The organism is Rhizobium sp. CCGE 510 (assembly GCF_000292525.1).
Taxonomy (GTDB): domain Bacteria; phylum Pseudomonadota; class Alphaproteobacteria; order Rhizobiales; family Rhizobiaceae; genus Rhizobium.
Genome location: NZ_AEYF01000111.1, coordinates 1 through 738, shown reverse-complemented (window position 1 = coordinate 738; position 738 = coordinate 1). Strand labels below are relative to the sequence as shown.

The window sequence follows — 738 nt, the reverse complement described above, 5'->3', positions numbered from 1 at the left end:
GGGAACGGAGGATTTCCTTCTGTGCCTGTCGCGCCCTTCGCTGGAGGCCGCGGCCAGGGAGGCCAACGTCCAGCCTCGGGCGAGGGTCCGCGAAACCCGCGCAGCCCTCGTCGACCACTTCGCATCGACTGAGGCAGCCTTCGTCCTTCCGGCCGCGGTGTTTGCGCCCAACCCGAAGGACATCGCCGATCTTCTGAAGCATGGCGATCCCCTCGATGAGGAGGTCGAAGTGGCGACCGGCGATGCTGGCGGCGATGTGCAGCCAGACGCTAACGGCGACGCCGACGGTCCAGATGAAGCCTCCGACCAGGTGGAATCCGCTTACGGGATCGCGGCGGAATAGCCGCACCGTTCTTATCCGTTTGCTATTCCGCCGCCGGTCGTCCCGGCGGCGGTTTCGTTTTCACGCTCCCCAAAAATTGAAGGAGAATGCGCAATGTCCGCGTCTCTGATTTATGATCTCGCCCCGATCGGGTCCGTCGTCGCCTGGTCGGATGGCACCGCCCGACCGCCCAAGCGGTTTAAGAAAAAGCTCGCCGCCTGGAAGACCCGCAACAGCCGGGGCCAGCTGATCCGCAAGGAGGGCGAGCGCAGCCTCGGTGCCAGCATCCTCTCACCGTATTTCACCCTCCACGAGGGCGATTTTGGCGCAAATGGTGTCATCGCCATCCGAATCCACCGGACCTTCTCGCTCGATAGCACGCTCACGTTCAAAGTCATTGAGCGACCGGCGCTCGG

The 738-nt window shown here is 63.7% G+C and carries 2 pseudogenes; both read left to right on the top strand.

From position 1 onward, the window contains the following. Window positions 1-343: pseudogene (locus tag RCCGE510_RS32695) on the top strand (plasmid partitioning protein); the annotation flags it as partial. A gap of 93 nt (window positions 344-436) precedes the next feature. Further along, window positions 437-738: pseudogene (locus RCCGE510_RS32690) on the top strand (hypothetical protein); the annotation flags it as partial.